The 15,760-nt window shown below is 62.3% G+C and carries 5 protein-coding genes; 2 read left to right on the forward strand and 3 right to left on the reverse strand.

The annotated features are described in order from the left end of the window. Positions 1-85 precede the first annotated feature (85 nt). The 3 genes from QWY79_RS05215 to QWY79_RS05225 form a co-directional block, all read right to left on the reverse strand. The gene (locus tag QWY79_RS05215; RefSeq protein WP_290270584.1) at positions 86-1,300 is read right to left on the reverse strand and encodes a PIN domain-containing protein; all 1,215 of its coding nucleotides are present in this window, start codon (positions 1,298-1,300) and stop codon (positions 86-88) included. 121 nt (positions 1,301-1,421) lie between these two features. Next, positions 1,422-2,366 (reverse strand): sce7725 family protein, encoded by a 945-nt coding sequence (locus QWY79_RS05220; RefSeq protein ID WP_290270585.1) that lies wholly within the window; start codon positions 2,364-2,366, stop codon positions 1,422-1,424. Positions 2,367-2,399: 33 nt separating this feature from the next. Beyond that, positions 2,400-3,143, reverse strand: coding sequence for a sce7726 family protein (locus QWY79_RS05225; protein WP_290270587.1), 744 nt, complete (start codon positions 3,141-3,143; stop codon positions 2,400-2,402). A 1,089-nt stretch (positions 3,144-4,232) separates the two neighbouring features. On the opposite strand from QWY79_RS05225, the gene QWY79_RS05230 reads away from it, so the two are divergent. After that, complete coding sequence (locus QWY79_RS05230; RefSeq protein ID WP_290270589.1) at positions 4,233-12,275, forward strand: hypothetical protein; 8,043 nt, start codon at positions 4,233-4,235, stop codon at positions 12,273-12,275. Further along, entirely contained in the window at positions 12,275-15,757 is a 3,483-nt protein-coding gene (locus QWY79_RS05235; protein WP_290270591.1) for a hypothetical protein, read from the forward strand. The genes QWY79_RS05230 and QWY79_RS05235 overlap by 1 nt, the downstream gene beginning before the upstream one ends. Positions 15,758-15,760: the final 3 nt, after the last annotated feature.

The following is a 15,760-nucleotide window of genomic DNA, read 5'->3' on the forward strand; positions in this document are numbered from 1 at the left end:
GCTCACCAGAAAACTGGGAGAGTAGCGAGCAGTATATCCGAGTAAAGCTTACTTGTTAAGCCAGCCTAAAAGCCATACTTAAGTTCTATTCATCCTCATCTTTTGGCTTCTGAACTGAAGGCTTCAATGCGTTTACAGATCGCTGCATTGAATCGATATTCTGCATCGCTTCCAGGACTCTCTGCATCTCAGCAGTAGGTTTCATTGCCTCCATAACCCGTTGCATCTCGACGCTAGGCTTCATTGCTTCCATGACTCTCTGCATCTCAGCGGTAGGTTTCATTCCCTCCGTAAACCGTTGCATCTCGGCACTAGGCTTAATTGCTTCCATAACCTGTTGCACCTCGGCAGTAGGCTTCATGGCTTCCATAACCTGTTGCATCTCGGCAGTAGGCTGCATTGCCTCCATAACTCGCTGCATCTCAGCGGAGGGCGCCATTGCCTCCTTAATCCGTTCCAGCTCGGCTAGCGAGAACTCAGATTGAATTGAAGTTGACGAATAGCGTGAAGAGTCTACCGGAGGTAATGACCTCTCCTCCGTTTCGATTTCCGTTATCTCTTCAGGGCTAAGTTTTATGGTAGCGTCAACTTTCGTTGTCTCGACGAAATGCGTCAGGCCCTCAACTAAATCTTCAAATATGTGCACAATGAATTCATTAGCAATTTTATCAATCTCTGATCTCAAGAAGCTATTTAGAAAAAAACTTCCTCCAAACGCAGTGCCATAATCACCGTCTCGTGAAATTATCCAAAGCCGTCGTTTACCCTCGAAGTGGCTGAGAACCTGTTCCCATGTAATTTCATCACCAAGGGGATCGCTTGCCTTTCCTGGAGGGTTTCCGGTTTCTTTTCGTTCTCGTGCCCGTTTCATTTCATCGCAAGTGGCCTGAACTGCCTCAGAAAAGATAGGAGCCAAAGCTTTCGAAACTTCATCTTTAGATTCAGCCACTTGTGTCATTATTTCATGTGTATGGGTGTCTATCTCAGCATTAACTGCCACTACAGATCTATTGATATCCTTCATTTGGCCAAGAATTTCTTGGTTCTTGCCACTTTCGGACCCAGAAAAATGATCGGGAACATTGATGCCATGAAGTTTCATGCCTTGACTCTTCGTTCGCAGAAAATCTGCTGCTGCACGAAGCTTGTTTCGCTGCACCTCATCAACTATCTGCTGAGTAACGAAAATGTGAGATGCTTGTTCGGACAAAGGTGCCAGTAACTTACGACCTTTATCTGTTCGATAAAGGTCCAGATACTTGTTAGCATCAATCAGAAGCACTGCATCGATTTCTGACATCTAATGGTGTCCTTTACCGTAGCCCTTGTGCTTAAAGGATTTTACTTGGACTTTTTCAAGACACTGATCACACATGTAAAAATCACCCGATTTAAAAACCCATTATCCTATAATAAAAACCTTAAACCCAAGGAGCAGCATAAGACGTAGCAAGAACAGAATGGAGCAATTGAATGTGATGTTTTGTAGACCAGCGCTTTGGAGAACCTAAACCAGGGAAAGTGCCCGCAACAAAGTTGTTACAGTAATCAGTCACGCCCAACGTACTGAATGGACCTACACCTGGCGATCCCGTATGCCCTATCAACTGAGACAAGGCATCAAAATACTTCGTCTGAACATCTGTGGTTTCTGGCGGAACAGAAGAAACAAAATGCAGGCACTGAAAAGTTTTATTCTGATGAGGTTCTGTGAGGTGAAGAGCAACGTGACTCGGTTGGCCTCCGCCTGTGTTATAAGGCACATCCCCTATGGTTGCAAAATCACCAAAACCATCGAAACCATGTGTTCGATAACTGTACACCAAATCGTCAAAATAAGAGGCGGGAGGGTAGTTTCCGTTAACAGGTTGCTTATTGAATCCATCACGAAGAATCACGCGCCGCGACGCAGAAAATGCAGAAATAAAGTGTGGGGATACCTGATTCGATTCAAAAATATGAATTGCACCGTTTTCGGGAAAAGCCGCAGCACTAAGGGTATGTGCCCGATGAACAAAAACTTGAGTTCGCCCACTGTAGGTGGTCAAAAACCAGCTCACATCAGAAGCCGTGACACCGGGGTGTACCTCCAATGCTGGAAATATTTGATCTGGATATTCATTTTTTAAGTTGTTTTCCATCGCCACAATCTGTGCGATTGAAGGCACAGGAGAACCCTCGTTTGTATTAATAATAAGTGCTGCCCGCAAACCTGTCTGTACAACCCTAGATATCTGCCCTTCAACCCGTTTCCCCGCGTCATGTGGCTTGATAATGGGGACTAAAAGGTTACTACCCATATGGTACCCAAGCTCTTTTAGCGCAATCATTTCTTCTTGCTTAGAGCGAAAAAATGGCCAGTACATCATTACTCTCCATGTTGATAACTGTGCTTTAACCTAAAGCGCACTGGAAGCTGGCTCTCGAAGTTTCGAAGCAAGGAGAAACCAGTCGGCATTTCTCATTTTGTAACCGAATGCAGCGGCACGTAATGAGTTCGGTAACCTATAAGAAATAGCGGCTTTCTTTGTCGCAGGCTCTCGTCTTCGGAGCGCTTCGACCAAATTTTCTTGAATAATTTTCGGGTGGATCAAAGACACGGCATCACGGGCCGAAGAATATCGTTCTATCGGCGGCAAGTGGTCGGTGAAAATGCCGTGTTTCTTCTGTAGATCCTCACGTTCATTTTTTCTAAAAAGATAAAACATTGCTTCCGAAGAAAGACCATTTGTGTATGATACAGCTCTTCGAATTTCCGAAAGTTGACACCTACTCGAAAGCCTCAAGATCCCTACATAATCCGGCAAAAACTGAAGAGCCTTTTTAACCTGCCCATCTCCAACAACAAAAAAAACTCTGTCGAAACAAGAATAGTAGGCCTCTAGCTGAGACTGAGCACGGGAAAAGTCATCAAGATCTGTTTTAATTTCGAAGGCTGTTGCAACTCCATTAATCAAAACTGCATCTGCACGCGCCTCACCAACTCGAAATTCATATAACCAAGATGTAGTAGCTGGACTATGTTTTCCAAACACCATTTTCGACAAAAGAACATTTTTATACACGTATTCAGGACGGGACGACAGGAGCAGGCGCTCATAGGCAAGATCACACGCATAGGCGAGCGAATCTGTCTCATTCATTACACGCTCTTCGACTAAGTGCTTAACCACGTCCCGTGTAACTTCCGTAGTCCCGTGCCAAGCAGTTTCGATAAGATTTTTTGAACGAAAAAATGCTGGATATAGAGTATTTATCAAGAACCTTATCCTTCCGTCTGCGTGTAGCCCTTCTAGGCATTGAGAATCAGGGCGCTGATCCTAGCAGATTCACTCCATCAAGTGACAGATGACTTTAACAGGTATTAGGGGAACGCTGAATAACTCGCCGAGCATAGTGAAGCGCAAGGCGCACGAAGCAAAAAAAAGCTATGTATAACAAATATTTAGGCGAACCTTAGACGCTGGATACCACGGTTGATCCTGTCCATTGAACTTGCCCCGGCGTTCCCTCACTACCTCTTTCCCCACCCTTGTCTGTATCTGGCGCGAGCCTTGCGTGGGATAGCGTCCCCATCACCAAAGGGAGTTCGCCGTTCCGAGCGGTATCAGCGGAGATAAGGTAGCCGTCGCGGTAGGGGGCGCGGTAAACCCCGGAGGTGATGATAGCGACCATGGCAGTTCCCTTGCTGGTTGGCGTCTCGGGTCAGCTTAAGCCGATTTGCTCATACTGTCACTGTTTGGAGACAAGCCGAGCTCAGCAATTCGTCTAATCTGCCTAAGGCCCTCAATTGGCGGGGGTTTCGCGTCAATCACATACTTGCCCCTTGGCGCCGGCGCATTGCCCATGATGGTGGCGTTGCTGGGCGGCGTGGCTCTCGAGTTGCGTCGGCATACAGCCGCGGCGGTGAGGTCAAGCACTGGGCGAGCAGCGCGGAGGGTCGGGATGTAAAGCTCAGCCAACAAAACAGTGTTTGTTTATTGACGAAAAATAACCTTGCTGAATGCGTTGAATCACCACCAAAAAGAACAGTGTTTATATACTCATCCTGCTGATTTTCTTGTTGGCTTTTCATCGTGAAAGTCTTGTCACTGGCTGCTTTGATCCTTGTCTTAAGGGGATAAATCGACATTAATTGTCAGGCTTTTCTTGCTGTATGGGCTGGCGCTTTCTATCTTCAACTTTATTAACTTTCAGGCTGTTCGCTTCACGACAGAACAAGAGGCAAGCCGATGCCGCGCCATGCTGGTATTCCCCTGCTGGAGCTGTTCTCCGCGGTGGATCAGGTCGAGTCCGTACTGCCTCAGGCGGTGCGGGATTTCGTGGGGCGCTTCGCGGTCATCGGCCACAGCAGCCGCCGCTCGCCGGGTGCCATCATTCACCAGGGGCGCATTCAGGCGCTGGATGCGTCGCTTGATGCCGATTCCGAGGGCTTTGATGTCGGCATCGGCATCCTGTCGTTACCGCTGATTCACACCGGCATGCCGTTCCAGCTCTCGCTTGAGCGCCAGGGCATTGCCGACAACCTGGAACCGGCGCCCGATGCCTGGCAGCTCGATCTCTTCCTGGCCGATTTCAGTCTCAGCGTCGACGGCCTGCAGCCGGCCCTGTTCGTCGAGGAAACCGGCACCACGCCACGGCATCTGCTGCGTGACCCGGACAACGACACGGTACGCATCACCGGCTCGGCGGTGTTGCGGCTCCAGAAGAACGCCGGCAGTTCCGATGTCGACTTCCTGTTCATCGACCAGCCCGACCCGTTCGACCCGACGCTGAAATCCGGCGCCGTGGTGTCGCTGAACTTCACCCCGCCGCACTTTTTCCTCGGCTCGTCGGATATCGGCCTGTCGGTCGGCAAGTTGACCTTCGACTTCTCTTCCAGCTATTCGCCGGCGGAAGTGCTGGAGCGCAATCAGGGGCCGGCCTGGATGGGCCTGGCCATTCGCGAGGCCACCGTCTACGCGCCGCGCAACCTGCCGGTAGTCGGCGATCTGTCCGGCGGCGTCAAGGACTTACTGATCGGCCGACCGGCCGGCATCCAGGGCGAGTTCGAGTTGCAGTTCGGGCGCACGGCGCTGGACCCGGCCACCTTCCAGTTCGAACAGCAACCCAGCGGCGAGAACCGGCCGGTCGACATGAGCGACCGCTTCCCGCGGGTGATCTTCGAAGGCAGCACGGATGAGCGGGTCAACTTTCGCGCCGGCTTCAACGCCCCGGCGCCGCCGGACGATGGCAGCCTGCCCGACGGCGCCCTGCAGGACTGGACCGCCATCTGGACCTGGCCCGACCGCGAGGACGAGGAAGGCGACAGCTCCAGCGGCAGCGTCGGCCAGAATGAGGTGCTGACCGTCCAGCCCGTCGAGATATTGACCATCGACGGCCAGGAGCAGCGCTTCAAGCACCCGCCGTTCACCTTCCGCTTCATCGCCGCCGGCGACCCGCCGAGCATTGCCGTAATCACCAGTGGTGGCGAGCGGCTCGACAATGTCGTCCAGCTCAACGGCACCACCGCGGAGATCGAGCCCCTGATCCTGGAAGCGGTCTCCCACGCCGGCGACCCGAGCACGAGCGAATTCGACTGGAGCATCGAGGCCAATGGCAGCAGTGCCACGGGGGCCACCTTCAGCCCCGACCTGACCGGGCTCTCGGCGGACCGTGACGGCCACCTCTTCGTGCGTCTGCGCGAGAAGGTCGATGGCGAGAAGGGCCATCGGGTGGCGCGCCTGCATCTCAAGCTGACCGAACGTACGCCGCTGTTGATCGGTTGCGAGAACGGCGTCTTCGATGCCGCCGACGCCAGCACCCCGCTGGACCTGGTCGAGGTCGAGAAAACCTTCGATCTCTCGGACTTCCACGCCCAGGGCGACTTCACCGACCGGCTGGTCAGCGCCATGCTCGACGCCTCCCCGGCCGGTGTCAGTGTGCCCAGCGACGGCCTGGCACGGGTGGTCATCGGCGATGGCAGCAGCCCGCCGCCAGCCGAGAACATCCGCGACGATCGCCATGTGCAGATCCTCATGGAGTTCGAGAAGAACAATCCGCTGAGCTGGGGCGAGCACACCCCCAAGGGCGTCCACAGCGCGTCGGGCGCGGCCAATATCCATCAGCAACTGCTCGACTGGGCCAGCAAGTACCCCGGCGCCGATTTCCTGATCATCGGCCGTACCGATGACCTGAACTTTGACGAGCCCGGCCCCGCGGCGGCCCAGGGCAATATCACTCTGGCCCGCGACCGCGCCGACAAGGCCCATGAGTTCCTGACCACGCCCACCTCTGGCCGGACGGCGATCGAGAGCAGCCGGATCGTGCGCCGCGGTGAGCACAGCGACTGGGATGCGGCCAACAGTGACGGCGACAGCCTGGAAGAGAGCGCCGACATCGGCCTCGCCCCGGCCGAGAAATCGGAAGCCTTCGGCGACTCCGCCTTCGCGCTGGGCTGGTTGATTCGCCACCAGCTGGAGCGCAACGGCTGGGAGATGGAGCACGATTCGGCGCATCCCTATGAGCCGAAACGCCAGGCCTACCGTCGGGCCGATATCTACGCGATTGGCGGCACCCCGGAGAACGATGAGATTCAAACGCCCGATAACCCGGGGGACAGCGCCACCCTGCGCCGCTCGCTGGTGCCGGCACCGGGTCGCGACCCGGCCGCGGTACCGCCCAAGGCCGCCGCCATCGACTACCGCGTCAAGCTGCGCTTCGTCTGGGACAGCCCCACGGTCACCCGCTGGGAAGATGCGGTGCCGACGCTGGCCGAAGCCGAATTCGTCTGGTCGCCCACCGAGCTGCCGCTGCCGGATGTCGGCGGCCAGCCCACCGAGCTGTCGCGCGAGACGCTGACTATCCACGCCCAGTGGATCCACGATGTGCGTACCGGCTTCACGCGCACCACGCTCGGCATCCGCTCCGACGGCGATCCGGACGGCCTGGTATCCACTGAGCAGAAGAACCTGACCGCGGCGCTGGCCTTCGGGCCGATGCTGCTTTCCGGCGTCGATTCCGAGACCGAGATGGTCGAAGCCGGCGCCCGCGTCGCCGCGCTGATCGCCGCGGCGGCCTTTGCCGATGTGCCGCTGGGCGGCAGCGACCCGCTGGTCGGCAACGGCTCCAAGGCCGCGCTGATCGCCGTCGAGGCCGAGGCGCAGACCCGTGCCATCAGCGATGCGGCGGCGGACTACCAGGTCAAGCTGACCAGCGACTACACCTGCACGCTGCACATCAATGGCGGCGCACTCGGCATCAGGACCGCCGCCGACCGGCCGATGAAGATTCGCTACAAGGGCGTCGGCTTCGAGTTCGACAACTCGCAGGAGGGCTGGGACAAGATCGGCCTGGCCTTCGATACCAGCAGCATGGAGATCGAGGACCCCGGCAAGTGGCAGATCGACGGCGTGCTCGGCAACCTGCTGCGCATCGTCGAGGTGGCCATGGGCCGCGGCTCGCTGTGGATCGAGGGGCGCATCGCCGTGGCCCTGAACATCGGCGTGGTGGAAATCTCCGAGGCCATCATCCGGCTCACCTTCGAGGACGGCAGCCCGCTGCCGACTTTCGAGCTGCGCGGCTTCGTGCTCAAGGCCGACGTACCGGCCGTGCTCACCGGCGAGGGTCGGCTGCGCATCGAGGATGGCGGCCTGATTCGCGCCGGGGTCGATGCCGACATCATCCCGCTGGATCTCAAGGCCAGCGCCGCCCTGGCGCTCTCCCAGGAGACCGACCCCAACGACGAACCATACACCTTCCTCAGCCTGGCCGTGGGCGTTCAGTTCTCCACGCCCCTGCCGTTGCTGCAGACCGGCGCCGCCCTGTACGGCATGAAGGGCATGTTCGTGATGAACGGCGAGCGCGACACCCCCGCCGAAACCGACGACCCGGTCGGCCGCGAGCTGGATTGGTGGGGCGAGCGCCCGGAAGACAAATACCGGGCACTCAAGGGCCAGTACGCGCTGGGCGTGGGTGTGGTGGTCGGCACGCTGCCCGATGTCAGCTTCTGCTTCTCGGCCTCGGGCATGGTGGTGGTCGGCTTCCCCGACCCGGAGGTGATCCTCGGCGTCGACGTCAAGGTCATCGAGGTGCCGAACACCACGGTCAGCGACGAAGGCTCGTCGGAGGGGGCGATTACCGGGCTGATCGTCATCGACGACGAGGCCGTCACCGTGGCCGTCTCGGCTCAGTACAAGATTCCCAAGGTGCTCGAGGTCAAGGTGCCGTTCGGCGCCTACTTCCCCTACGACGGCGACGGCACCTTCGTGCGCCTCGGCTGCGATGGCCAGACAGAATTCGGCCGACACGGCGAACCCATCACGCTGAAACTGCTGCCCGACACGCTGAACGTGCAGGCCTGGGCCTACCTGATGATCGAGCAGGGCGGCCTGGAATCACTGGGCGGGGATTCGCGCTTCTCCTTCGACGGCTTCGCGGTGGGCTTCGGCGCCGGCTGGGGCATCGACTGGAGCGCCGGGCCGATCAGTCTCTCGGCCTCGGCCAAGGTGCTGGTCGGCTTCGGCACCAAGCCGCTGCTGATCAAGGGCGGCGTGTTCGTCGCCGGCGAGCTGGATCTGGTGGTGCTGTCGATCTCCGCCCGCGGCGAGCTGATCCTGACCTACCTCGACCCACCGGACCAGAGCGCCCTGCTGCGCCTGGACGGCGAATTCTGCGGCGAGGTCGATCTGTTCTTCTTCTCCATCAAGGGCTGTGTCGGCGTCAGCATCGGCGACAACCTGGAAGCGTTGACGCCACCGGAACCCGAGCCGCCGATCGCCTCGGTCTCGCTGACCGACCGGCGCGACCGCATCATGGGCACGGCCGCGCCGATCGGCACGGCGATTGCCGCCGAACCGCTGTTCGACCTCGACGAGGAAGGCATCAACCAGGGTGCTTCGCCGGACGACAACCATACCGTCTGGCCGGATACCGCGCCGGTGCTGCATTTCAGCCACTTCATTGCCAACGGCCTGGGAGGATCGGCGCAGTTCGACCCCGGCGATGCCCAGGCCCCGCCGCGCTGGTTCGGCAGCAGCCGTCTCAAGTACGCCTACCGGCTCGACAGCCTGCAACTGCGCCGCAAGCGCGATGACCTGTTGGTCGGCGAAGGCGCCCAGCTCGAATCGGTGTGGATGAGCAGCCCCTACCGCCAACCGGTCAGCGAGGCCGACAACCCGGAGCCCAGCGAGCACGAAGGGCCCAACCTGAAGCTGCTCGACTGGAACCCGTGGAACTGGGTGCTGAACCTGCCGGGCGATGACGCCGGCGACGGCTTGGCCGGCGACCCGGCCGAGGAAGTCAGCAATCTCTGTGAGCCGGTGCCCGAGGCGCGGCGTGCCTGCGTGTTCGGCCGTGCCGCCACCGGGCTCGGCTGGCAGCGTGTACAACTGCGCCAGGAAAAGCGGACCGAGCCGCCCTACCCGAGCCATTTCCATCTGACGGCCGAGCCGCTGCTGCGCAGCGGCGGCAGTGTCTACCGGCGCCGCGACCTGCAGACCCTGCTGAGCCATTTCGCCGCCCACCTGATCCCGGGCCGACTACAGTCGCTGCCGTTCCCGGTCAGCGTCGCCGGCACCGCGCTGCAACGCGGCTATCGGCTGCCCTCGGCCCAGCGCAGCGTCGAGGGCGGCCAACTGGCCCTGCCGCTACCCTGGGAAGCCCGCTTCGACCGTGAGCTGGCCAGGCCGCGCGTCACCCTGCTGGTCTGTGATGCACCCGGCCAGCCCGGCCGCACGCAAAAGCAATGCATCGACTTCGGCCAGTTGCGCCCCAGCGGCAAGAGCACCCGCACCCGCATCGACGGCATCGAGGTGGTCGCCATCGACCCCAACCAGCCGTTCGTCTTGAACGATGCAGTCGACGCCGAGCGCTTCCGCCCCGGCCAGGATCAGCAGACCGATATCATCCTCCCCGAAGCCGGTATCGAATTGCGCCTGCCGTCGCCGAGCCTGCAGATCGAGCTGCGGCTGATGAAGTTCGACCAGGCCGATCTCCAGGTTCGTGCGCTGGATGCCAATGGCCGCAGCGTGGCCAGCGACACCGTCAGCGGGCCGGTCAATGTTCCCCTCACGGCACACCTCAACGCGTCGGAGGGCATTGCCCGCGTGCAGGTGAGCGGCGGCCTGCGCGCCGTGCTGTTCGGCTTCTGCTTCACGGCAACGGCCGAGGGCGATGAACCCGACGACCAGACGTGCGAGTCCTTCCTGCACCTCAAACCGCACCGCGAGCCGTTGAAGGTCCTCGAACACGGCAATATCCGTTTCACGCCGCTGCGGGATGGCGAGCCACTGCGCCTGGTCGATGCCGTCGACCAGAACGGGCCAACACCCGTGCCCGGCAGCGACAGAAGCGCCGAGATCAACTTCCCCGACTCCGGCCTGCACATCGAGTTGCCCAACCGCTGCCGTGCCGTCGAGCTGTGGATCATGCTGTTCAACAACAGACCGGTGAAGGCCGAGGCGTATGACAGTGACGGCAATAGCGTCGCCGGCGGCCAGACGCCACCCGACCAGCGCCAGGCTCACCGTGTGCTGCTCGACGCCGGCGACGCGGGCCACATCAGCCATGTGAAGCTGGCCGGCGGTGCCGGCGAAGCGGTGCTGCTGCGCCTGTGCTGCCGCCCGCTCCAGAAGAAGGTCAGCACCGATGCTCCGCCGCTCACCCATGCCACTCACGCCGCGGCCATCGACGCCCTCAAGCCCGACGGCCCGGCCGGAGCATCACTGGCGGCCTTCATCAGCGGGCGTAGCGACACGGCACCGACGCAGACACTGGTGCGCGGCATGGTCGGCGAAGACGTGGATGCCCAGTGGCCCGGCCGCGTCCTCGATGAGCATCGGGATAAGGGCCGGCGCTGCCAGGTGATCGAGTACAACCCGGCCAGCGACGCTGCCGGCCCCTGGAACGGCTTCCAGATCCACGCGCCGCCGGGCAAGCAGGTCAGTGTGCTGGCCGTCTGCGGTACCGACCAGGTCATGGTGGAGCGCCGGCAGAACGATGCCGAAAATCGCGAGCGCCGCCGCAACAACACCGAGGACCAGGCCGGCCAGCCGCCCGATCAGCGCCGTGCCCTGGTGCTCGAACCCGGGGAAGAATACGAGCTGGAAGTCCAGTGGTCGTGGCAGGCCTGGCAAGCCAATGAGGATGGCACCAACGAGCCACCGTCCACGCCGCCGAGCGACCAGTGGACGTCGGCCGCGGCGCCGCAGCGCTTCCACTTCGCCATTGCCGACGAGCAGCCGGCCGACAACAGCCCGCAGGATGGCCTCAACGAGCACCTCTTCGATGTGCGCGACATCGGCCGCCACCTGAGCGCCGTGGAGCCGGCGGATGGCCGCGCCTGCCACTTCCTCGACGACGCTCTGTGGGTGCATTTCGACGCCGGTCACATGCAACAGCTTGCCGAGCTCTATGGCCGCGAGCTGCGCCTCAACGTGCGCCGCACCGACCCTGCACCGCGGCCCGCGGCCGAGCCCCTGCCGGGCCTGCTGGCGCCGCTTCCCGGCGAGCTCGGCTGGAGCCATAGCCCGCCGCAACTGCTCGAGCCCGGCTATCAGCGCATCAACGCGGCCGCCGCGGCAGCACCCTGCCTGCCGGACGCCCCCGTCGTCGGCGGCGCCTCGCTGCACGCCCGGTTCCCGCTCGAGCCACAGGCCATGTACGACTTCAGCCTGGTCGCGCCGCGCCTGGGTGCCAGCAGCGAGGCGAGCGATGCGCCCACCGTCAGTGCCACGCGTTTTGTCACCTCGCGCTACGCCAACCCGCGGCAATTGCTGGAACACCTGGGCTATTACCCGGGCGACCCGGCGCCGTACCGGCCGGACGACATCATCCTGCCCGCCGGCGCGACCCTGCCCGGTGGCGCGGAAGAAGTCTCCGACAGCCTGTTCGACGAGCTGCTGCGTGACATGGAGGCCGATACCCTGCCGCTGCCGACCGTTACGTCGGCCAGCTACGTGGTCTGGCGCCAGGACGGTGCCCAGTGGCGCATCGAGGGCCTGCTGGTCGACAGCCTCGAGCCGCTGATGCGCACCACCAGCGTGCTGCAGGACGACGACCGAGCCGAGCTCGTCACCCGTTGCGATGTGCGCCATGCCGAGGTGGAGGGCCACAGCCTTGCCATACATCGCAGCAACGAGCGCCGCACGCGGATATTTCTCAAGGCCGAAAGCCCCTTCACGCTGGCGACCGGCAGCTACACGCTGCGCCTCGACATGGATACCAGCGACGGCGTGCTGAGCGGCCGCCGGCGCCTGAGCCATCGGCCGGCCATCATGGAACGGGAGGGCTTCTGATGAGCGACTTCGTAACGCCGTACCTGTTCAATGCCCATGCGCTGCCGGTCGACACCGACGAGCCACATGCTCAACCCGGCAATCACCTGCGGGTGAACCATCATCCGTTGCTGGGCCTGCCGGTGGCGCCCTTCCTGGTGGCGCGCGCCTCGGTCGACAACCTCAAGCGGCTCAACACGCGCAACGATGTACGCTTCTACCTCAACATCGACAGCGACAACCAGCAGGAGCTGCTGCCGCCCTTCAACGTCACCCCGGAAAGCCCGGTCACCGCGGTGATCAGCCTGGCGGCGGGCGAGACCTGCCTCTGGGCCCAGGTCGAGGCGCAGTCGATGGCTGAGCTCAAGCCGCAGGAGCCTGGCGACCCAGCGCCGCCGGTCACCGATGCCGAGCCGATCCCGTTCAACCCGATCCCGTTCAATCCGATACGCCCGCGTCCCGGCGTGGTACGACCGGGGGGCTCGCGGCCAACACTTCCCGATAACCGCTTTACCGAGCGCTTCACACGCCGCCCGTTGCCCTTCTTCGACCGCGAGCGCTGGCGGATTCCCGAGATCGACCCCGACCTGCTGAGGCGCAACCGCAAACTGACCTGCGAGGCCTTCGTCGACTCCGCCGCCGGGCCGGCCACAATCGGGCGCCGCTCCGCGTATCGCTATGCCTTTTCCGGCCCCGGCATTACCCGGATTCGCATCACCGGTTGGGGACGTGTGGGCGGGGTGCGCTGGATCGAGGCGCAAGACGAGCAGCGGCTCGAATACGAACCCTACGCCATCATGAACCTGCCCCATGAAGGCGGCGCACGCTACTTGCCGATCCACGACGCCCTGACACGGGCCGATCAACGCGTTGCCGAGCAGGCCCCCAAGCGCCGTCCGCTGCAGGAAACCCACAATACGCCGGCCCCGGCGGCGGCACCGCTGGCCGACGCCAACTTCGAACGCAAACGGGTGGAGTCGCTGAGTGCCACGGCGGTGACCGACCTGGAGCCACTGATCAACGACCTGAGCCAGTCACAACACGACCAGTGGGTCGACGCAGACTTCTTCGATGCGCATGGCAAGAAAGTCGGCGCCAGTACCATCAGCCGCCTGAGCCGGGTTCTGCAGATGCTGGCCGACCCCGGCACCGCCAGCCGGCTCGGCTACAAATGGCGCGACGATACTTACCAGGAAAACGAGGAGCGGGTGGTCTTCTACCGCGTGTTCGGCTTCTTCGCCGAACCACTACCCAGCCGACGCCAGGACGAGCGGCCCGTCGAAGACTTTCTGGTCGAGGGCATGATCAATGCATTACCACCACAGCACCGCCACTGGTCGCGCCACAATCTGCTGAAAACACTGACCTTGCTGCTCGGCCACAAGGGCGAGGATCCACCCCTCACCCACGCCACCGAACGCGACCCATTGGCGGGCGTGAATACCGAGGCGCTGAAAAAACTGGAAGATCACGAGCGCTACTTCGGCGTCTCCAGCATTGCCATTGCCGACCGCGGCGCCCCGCTGGACCCGCTGCGCCCGCCGCAGTTGCCAGCCCCGGAGGAATCGACACCCCTGCGCGACAACTGGCTGCCGGAAACGCCGCCGACCGCACGCCGCGAAGTGATCATCGATGTCCACAAGAGCCGCGTCGGAGGCCTGCTGGCCGCCGGCAAGCGAGCGCCGGCCTCCGCGCCCGGTGCCGTTTACCGGCCACTGAACAAGGCCAACACCGACGGTTTTCACCTGCCGCTGGTGCTGGCGCTGAACAGCGATGACGGCACCCAGCCCCCGAACCCGGAACCCGGCACTGGCTTCGTCGCCGATCGCCAGGCCGGCCCCGAGGCCATCCGCTACTTCATCGCCGAGCAGGACCGCTTCGGCCGCTGGTCGAACTGGGCGCGCCGCGAACACCGCAAAGGCGAGCGGCCGCTGCCGCCGCGGCCCGAGTTCCAGGCCTACTACCGCCAGCCGGCCATCGAGGATGCCGCCACCCAGGGCGGCAGTGTGCTGGTCAAGGTCATGGTGCCGGATGCCGAGTCGCTGGCACCGGGCAGCCACCTGCTGCAGACCCTGCGCGTGTTCCGCGTCGACGAGGTCGACGGCAGCCTGGCCCCGCTGGACGCCGCCGAAGCCGACAAGCAGGTACACCCGGCCGACGAAGATGCCGACGCCGAAGATCAACGCTTCCTGCTCGACCTGCGCTGGACCGGTCCGATCCTCGCCGCCACCGAGCAGCGCACCCTGCGGCTGACGGCCCGCTGGATCGATACCCAGGGCCGCCAGTCCGAGGTGTCGACGCCGACCACCCTGCGGCTGGTCGATCCGCGCCCACCCGCGCCCGTGCCGGTGCCCGACGAATTGCAATACGCCGCCCGACCGGACGTGACCGGCCTGTGCTGGGTGGAATACCGCTGGAGCCCGCAGCCGGGCCAGCACCATTTCGGCGTCTACTACAGCGACGAAAACCGGCTGCGCAGCCACCTCGGCGAGCTCAACCGCCAGGACCTGCTCGACGACCTGGATGCCGCCGACAACGCCGCCGCCCGCGCCACCATCTTTCGCGCCAACGAGGTGCTGTTCCCCGACTTCCTGTTCGAGCGCCTGCGTGAGGTCAACGTGGCCTTCAACTCCGGCGAACGGGGCTTTCGTCATGCGGTTTCCGGCAGCCTGCGGGTTCTCAACTTTTACAAGGTCGCGGCCGAGGCCGAAAGCGGCGCCAAGCCGGTGCTCAGCGATGTGCCGATGATCGTCTATGGCGTGCCCAATGCCGACCCGCCGCCGCGCCCCACCGTGCAGGTCACGCCGGTGGCCGCCGAGGCCGGCGAAAACCCGCTGGTGGCCGAGGTGACGATCAACCTGCTGACCGGCACCACCCAGGGGCTGAACTGGCGACTGCGCCGCAGCTCGGTAAGCACCCAGACGCTGGCCAGTGTGCCCATCGTCGCCACCGGGACCATGGGCGAGGTCGACGAGGCCAGCGGCCGCCAGCAATCAATCTACCGCGACGACGGCCCGGTGCAGATCGCCGCCCACGCCCGGCTGCGCCCCTGGGTGCGCTATAGCTGGATCGCCGAGGTGCAGGGCGCACCGGAGTCCGGCTCCGAGGCCGCCGGCCAGGCCGTGCCCGGCCTGTGGAGCCGGCCTTCGGACCCGTTCAGCCTGGTGCTGCTGCCGGATCAGCCACCGGCGCCACCCAGCATCGATGATGTGCAGGGCCAACCCTCCGGCAGCGACCGCAGCCGGGTGCAGATCACCTTCAGCCACCCGGATGAGCTCTCCGGCGGCAGCGTCGGCAGTTACCGGCTACGGCTGTCGCGACGCCTGGCAAGCGGCGCCCCCCTGGAGCTGCTGCGCGATGAAACCATCAGCGGCAGCGGGCCCTTCGTCATCCACGATGAAGCCAGCGACAGCACGCCGGTGCCGGTGGGTACCGAATACCGGGTCGAACTGATCGACCCCCTGGGTCGCGCCAGCGAACCCGGTCTGGCGGTCGTCACCTAGGAG

The sequence above is a fragment of the Halomonas sabkhae genome (assembly GCF_030409265.1).
GTDB classification, from domain to species: domain Bacteria; phylum Pseudomonadota; class Gammaproteobacteria; order Pseudomonadales; family Halomonadaceae; genus Halomonas; species Halomonas halmophila.